The following is a 6274-nucleotide window of genomic DNA, read 5'->3' as shown; positions in this document are numbered from 1 at the left end:
TGGCGATTAACATCGATGAGAAAAATCTGAAGCATGGGGTGCTCGGTTTGGTAATAGCCCTGGTCGAGGTGATTAAAGATACCCTGAAAATCCAGGCGTTAAAAAGAATGGAGAGCGGGGTGCTGAGCGAGGAAGAGTGTGAGCGGCTGGGCAAAGCCTGCTGGAACTGGATATCGCCCTTGAAGAAATCAAAGTCGAGCAGGGCATCAGCGAGTCGGTCCAGGCAGTGAGAGACGGGCTGGATGATATTGTGGATGGTGTCATTGACAGCATAATCAACCCGGAGAGATGGCAGGAGGAAGTCGCGAAGAGCCTGCCGGTTTGACCGGGAAAGAGTTGCTTCCCAGGGAGGCGAACCGATGGAAAAGGTATGCTGCGTTCAAAATAAAGGGCGATATGTATATGGCGTAAGTGCTGGAGATAAAGAAGTTAGGCTGGGGGCGATAGGGATAGATGGCAGCGAGGTTTATACCATCCCTTACGGGGACATCAGCGCTATTGTCCACGATTGCTCTACCAAGCCGTATCAATCCACTGATGACGAAATGGTAAGAAACTGGGTGAGAACCCACCAAAGCGTTCTCGATGCCACCGGTGAGCAGCTTGGCGTCGTCATCCCCCTGGGATTCGACACGATACTACAGCCCAGGGATGATGCCACTTCCCCTGACCAGGTAGTAAGGGATTGGCTGAAACTGGATTATGCGCGACTTCGTGAGGTGATGAGAAAGATAGAGGGTAAAAATGAGTATGCGGTGCAGGTCTCGTATGAACCCGGGTTAATTGTCAAGCAAATCTCGGAACAAAGCGAAGAGATTGGAAAAATAAAGGAAGAGATGGCCACCAAATCACCGGGTATGACTTACATGTATAAGCAAAAGCTGGAAAGGGCAGTTAAAGCGGAAACCGAGCAGCTTGCCGATGAGTGGTTCAACGACTTCTATGGCAGGATAAAGAAGCACACCGATGATATTGTCGTCGAGAAGACCAAAAAGCTGAATACTGGCAAGGTGATGCTGCTCAACCTTTCCTGCCTGGTATCCAGAGAGAAAGTCGACAGCCTGGGTAAGGAGCTGGGGAAAATCAACAATATGGACGGTTTCTCTGTTCATTTCTCTGGTCCCTGGCCCCCTTATAGTTTCGTGGCCAAGCCTGTCGTTACCGTTAAAGGAGAATGAAATGCAGCCTACCCGGGACACTCATGCCACACTGGTGGACCTTCTCGACAGGGTGCTGGAGAAGGGGCTGGTACTCAACGCCGACCTCATTATTAATGTCGCCGGTATTCCCCTCCTGGGGGTCAATCTGAGAGCCTACCTCGCCGGGATAGAGACCATGTTGAAGTACGGCATCTGGCAAGACTGGGATGAAGCGCAGCGAGCCATCGCCGCCAGGGAGCGAAAACAGAAAAGGGAGGAGGAGCAGACGAACGCTCCGGGATTGGAACCAGAGCGGTATCTTCTCTCTTCACTGGATAGCAAGATAGCAGAAAAATACTCAAGCAAAGAGGAGGTAAAGATTTAAGATGAACGCTAGTGAGGTACTGGAAAGGGCGCGGGAGGAATTTGTCAAGCTCGGCAAGAAACCGTCCGATAGTGTTACCGGGCTGTCCAAGACTGAGGAAGGGTGGTCCATCTCGTTGGAGGCGCTGGAGAGGAAGGCAATCCCGGATACCATGGATGTGTTGGGGTTGTATGAGCTCCGCCTGGATGACGAGGGTAATCTTCTCGGTCTGGACAGGAAGAAGTTGCGCAAGCGTGGCGAAACACGTGAAGAGTGAAAGGAAAGCACCAGATGACAGCATGGAACAAATGCCCGGGATGTGGCATCACAGTCAGTGGCAACTCGGATTACTGCCCTAACTGCGGGGAGCCATGGACAATCAAATGCCCTAACTGTGGCATGACGCAGCGCTTCTGGAAGTTCCGCAAGTTCTGCTCCAGTTGCGGAACACGAATGGAGTGGCATGGCGTTGTTAAGAGCCGACGAAAGTAGACTGCGAAAGGTCAACAGACCGGTAGTAAGCAATAATGCGTAAGTCATACGTGATTCCTATCATCCATATGAGTGCCGACATGGGTTCCATAGCACCAACTCTGGATGACAGGGCTACTGCCAAGCTGACGCCAGAACTCTGGCAAAGGCACAAGGAGATTGTCTCTGCCTTCTGGGATTCAATTGGCCGATTCCTTGATGCGTTAGATGTTAATGGTTTCAAGGTCTATCAGGACGGATTAGTGGCCGATGGGGAGGAGGGATTGAGAATCGTCAGAGAGAGCGTCAGTCAAGGAAGTAAAAACTACGAGATTGTAGGAAGGCTTCTGGAGAGGGGTGCCGTTTTGGTGAAAACTGAGTCTCTCTCGCTGGTGAAGCAGGAGTACAACTACATCACTAAAATGACCCGCTCTAAGTCGTTAAAGGAAAGGGAAGTTGCCGCTCTGAGGTACAAACTGGCTCGTGGTAAGCTCCTAAAGCAACGGGATGAATTTATTGCCGGGAGAATCAATGAAACCCTAGCCGAAGGTGAAACCGGTATCTTGTTCATCGGAGCTTACCACGATGTTGTGCATAGGCTAGCTCCTGATATCAGAGTAGGCCAGGTCAAAGAAGTGGCCAGAGTTAAGGAGTACCATAAGTCACTGATTAATACGAAAAGGCATGACCAGCAACTCCAGGAACTCGGTGAATATCTCGTCTCGCCTGTCTCCAGCGTGTCATTTTGAGCTAGCGATTACAACCTTTGTTAGAATTGTTCCCCAATTCAACATTCTAGTATATTGTGACGTAGAAACTCGAAATAGCTTAAATGGTCTCGATTATCAGGTAAGATGTATTAGATCAGAAACCTAAACTTAACCCTTGCGTATAAGTAGTGTTACACGTAAGATTTTCTCTGAGGCAATTGACTTAACAAGCTATTGTTATTTTGAGCTGCAAAAAGGTCGTTGTTAAAGTAATGCGAAGCGCCACTAGTCTGCTTCTTGCTCAGGATTCCTTCCTGCTCAGCTTCCTTAAGCAAATCTCTGAATCCCATCTTGCCACGCTTTTTGATTTGATACCAGACTTCCTGTGGCGAAGAAGCCCTTTTCTCTGCTAACCGTTCGCGTAATCCTGCCTCTAGAGCTGTTCGACAAAGGGCAATACAACCTAGAGCGATGCCAGCATAGAATGACATCGAAGCAAACATCAGATAGTGGAAAATGGATTTCTTAGAGAAAAGACTTTCTATATCTGGTCTCTCTTCCCTATGTGATAATAATATGTCATCAATTCTATGTGTAACGAGTTTCCGGATAATGTATTGCTCATGCAGCACTTCATATTGACCACGAAGCATTTGGTCAATCCAGAGAATGTCCTGCTCATTTGGAACAAAGCCATAGTGAGATTCAACTATCCTCTTTATTCTTGCGATGTCTGGGGCTAGAATCTTCGGCTCCTTCACGCTTTCGCCTTTCTTGTAGTCTCGTCAAAGGTATTATACCCCAAACGGTGTAGCATTACTTTAAAGCTGGAGAGTCACCCGTTGATACGTGTAATTACAGTTATACGTTATAATTTGGAGAGGGTTGGTTTTCTTATAACATGTTGCAGTCATCCCGTGGATGGGCAGAGGCTTGCGCTTCACAGTAGACGTTTTATACTAGATACTGAATTTCGACATGGCAGGGCGTTTTCAATTAGATTCTCTCAAGTTTACTATTATATGTGACACCTAAATATGGATGGCAGATCTATTAATTTCCGGCTATAATACAACCAAGAATGGGAAAAGAAATTAATAAATACATAGCGACTATTGAGCGATTCGGAAGCCGGTTTGCTAAACAGATAATAGAGACAATCGTTCCTCCAGCCATTATGTTATTTGCGCTTTTCACTCTCTTCGGGCTGGTATTCTATATAATCCTGAGAGCCACAAAACCCGACTATCAACTTTTTGAATTAGCCACAATATCTGCGTTACTTGGTGGTTTTGTGCTTGCAAGCGGGTTTATTGGCCAAAATGATAACAAACAACAATTTAAGATTAAGCCTGAGACGAATAGGGGCATTATATCTAGTTTCGACAATTGCATTCATATTGTTCGGTCTATACATACCTGTTGATGCAATGCCCGATAAAAGCGAAGGCCTTATTAGAATACTAAAGGTCCTAATGCCGACCAGCTTCTATGTAGGTGCTTTAACGTTTATAGGAGCAACGAGTTGGCTGTTATTGTTGTTGCCAACATTCTTTAGAAGAAATTCGTCGAAAGACCAGAAGAGAAAGAGTAATTAATGTGTTAAAATGTGTTATTAAATCAAGCTTGATTTTGAATAGCGTATAATGTAAGTTATACGTATTACTTTTACACCGTGGATTTTTCAATAAACAACATTTTGCTGTAAAATATATTAACAATGCAAAATTCTTGGAGGGCTGCTAATGAATCACAACACTCATAACCGATTGGTCGTAGGTTCGAATCCTACCGAGCCCACTTCCCAGATTTGGATTTTGCTTAACTTTTTTTATTGTGCTGCCCTCTTTTTTAGTTTTCGTTTGCCACTTGAATTAGTACCCAACTCTAGTCAGGATTGAGTTGTCACTCGCTAATTCTTTCACTACTTGTCTCTTTTATCCTCAACACGTTTTGCTTTAAACATTGTCCTCTCCAGGGTGCCCGGTTTTACCAGTTCCAATCCGGGGGTGACCAGCAACTCATTGCGGAGAGCTTGCGATAGCTTATTCTTAAACTCACTGGTATTCGCTGCCTCGGTGGTGTACTCGGCAACTACGGTAACGACATCAATGCCTGTCTTTTCATCTGTGGTGAGCTTTATTTTGAATTCGTCACCAAGCTCATCAAAGCTTTTTACTATCTTCTCAACCTGAGTGGGATAGAAGTTCTCCCCCTTGTAGATAATCAGGTCATCTTCTCTGCCTAGGATACCTCCCGCAGAACGGGCATGGGTTCGCCCGCAGACACATTTCTCAGTGGTAAGCCTGGCATTGTCATTAGTCCAGTATCTAAGCATAGGGGTTGCTTCCCTTGTCAGGTGGGTTAGCACCAATACCCCCACCTCTCCCGGCTCACACCTTTTCATCGTTTGGGGGTTAATTATTTCAGCAAACAAGTGGTCTTCAACCCAATGGATGCCTGCCTTAGCTTCGCACTCTGCGGCACAGGTAGGACCAACTTCAGCAAGCCCGTAATAGTCGTAAGCATCTATTCCCAGCTTGCTCTCTATTCTCTTCCTGGTGGATGATGCCTCGGTTCCCCCCTCACCTCCAAAAGCCCCTATCCTCAAGGGAATATCATCGGGGGATATACCCCTCTCCCGCATTCTTTCGGCAATGTAAAGGGCAAAGGAAGGAGTGGCAATCAGGACGTTAGCGCCGGGGCTTACGAAATAGTCTACCTGTCGGTCAGTCATTGATGCCCCAATGGGCAAAATAAAGCAGCCCATTGCCTTGGCTGCGTAATGTACGGATAGCCCGGCTACCCATAGTCCATAGGCAAAGCCGTTCTGGACGATGTCACCGGGGCGAACTCCAAAACTCCACATCGTCCTGATTGTCCACTGGGTAATATTTTCTACATCCCGCCGGCTCCACACTGTATTCACCGGTACACCTGTTGTCCCTGTGGATGGATGAAGCTCCTCCCAGTCTTGGCGTGGGGCGACAACATATCTGCCGAAGGGGGGGTGATTTATCTGCTCCTCCCTGAGCTCTTCTTTGTGAACAGGGGGTATCTTTACCACGTCATCAAGAGATTTGATGTCATCTGGCTTAACCCCGATTTTGTCGAACCTCTCACGGTAGAAATCAGAATCCTCATAGCACCTGCGGACCTGCCATTTCAATCGCTCAAGTTGCTGGTTTTCCAATTTCTCTCTATCCATGGTTTCTATCTCTGGAGCATAGTATTTAGATTTTCTTGGTGGGCTCATAATCACCTCCGCTAATATTAGGTAACCTCTGAAAGTCTACTATATTGTGTCCCTTTGGGTCTACCTCCATTGCCATAATTGGTCAATCCTTTTAAGCTACCAGTGCTTGCTCACAGCCTGGACAGTCGGTAAATGGCATAATTAGAGCAGTTGGTACAGTCGGAATGAATTTCTACAAAAGCACTGCTCTCGTTCAGATAGATGGGATACATCTCAAACAGTTCTTTGTGTCATCGTGAATCTCCTCGCCTATGTCATTGCGAGCGAAGCGAAGCAATTCAGGAGTAAAGAAAACTGAATAAGAGATTGCTTCGGCACTTTGCGCCTCGCAATG

General features: G+C 46.7%; 7 protein-coding genes and 1 pseudogene. 6 read left to right on the top strand and 2 right to left on the bottom strand.

The window, feature by feature from the left end:
• Positions 1 to 11: 11 nt before the first annotated feature.
• The 6 genes and pseudogenes from KKD83_10085 to KKD83_10060 all read left to right on the top strand — a co-directional run bounded on the left by KKD83_10085 (position 12) and on the right by KKD83_10060 (position 2723).
• Positions 12 to 325: pseudogene (locus KKD83_10085) on the top strand (gas vesicle protein K).
• Positions 326 to 359: 34 nt separating this feature from the next.
• Positions 360 to 1178, top strand: a complete 819-nt coding sequence (locus KKD83_10080) for a GvpL/GvpF family gas vesicle protein (protein MBU2536495.1) — start codon at positions 360 to 362, stop codon at positions 1176 to 1178.
• A 1-nt stretch (position 1179) separates the two neighbouring features.
• A complete protein-coding gene (locus KKD83_10075) occupies positions 1180 to 1524 on the top strand; it encodes a gas vesicle protein (protein MBU2536494.1) in 345 nt (114 codons plus the stop codon).
• Position 1525: 1 nt separating this feature from the next.
• Complete coding sequence (locus tag KKD83_10070) at positions 1526 to 1780, top strand: gas vesicle protein (protein MBU2536493.1); 255 nt, start codon at positions 1526 to 1528, stop codon at positions 1778 to 1780.
• Between the two features lie 14 nt (positions 1781 to 1794).
• Positions 1795 to 1995: a DUF2321 domain-containing protein gene (locus tag KKD83_10065; GenBank protein ID MBU2536492.1), complete on the top strand. Its 201-nt coding sequence runs from the start codon at positions 1795 to 1797 to the stop codon at positions 1993 to 1995.
• A 35-nt stretch (positions 1996 to 2030) separates the two neighbouring features.
• Positions 2031 to 2723 (top strand): hypothetical protein, encoded by a 693-nt coding sequence (locus tag KKD83_10060; GenBank protein MBU2536491.1) that lies wholly within the window; start codon positions 2031 to 2033, stop codon positions 2721 to 2723.
• A gap of 152 nt (positions 2724 to 2875) precedes the next feature.
• On the opposite strand, the gene KKD83_10055 is transcribed toward KKD83_10060, so the two are convergent.
• Entirely contained in the window at positions 2876 to 3445 is a 570-nt protein-coding gene (locus tag KKD83_10055; GenBank protein MBU2536490.1) for a hypothetical protein, read from the bottom strand.
• A gap of 1163 nt (positions 3446 to 4608) precedes the next feature.
• On the bottom strand, positions 4609 to 5940 hold the full coding sequence (locus KKD83_10050) for a phenylacetate--CoA ligase (GenBank protein ID MBU2536489.1): 1332 nt from the start codon (positions 5938 to 5940) through the stop codon (positions 4609 to 4611).
• Positions 5941 to 6274: the final 334 nt, after the last annotated feature.

The organism is Chloroflexota bacterium (assembly GCA_018829775.1).
Lineage (GTDB): Bacteria > Chloroflexota > Dehalococcoidia > Dehalococcoidales > RBG-16-60-22 > E44-bin89.
The sequence above is the reverse complement of the archived record's forward strand: the minus strand, read 5'-3'. Positions and strand labels throughout refer to the sequence as shown.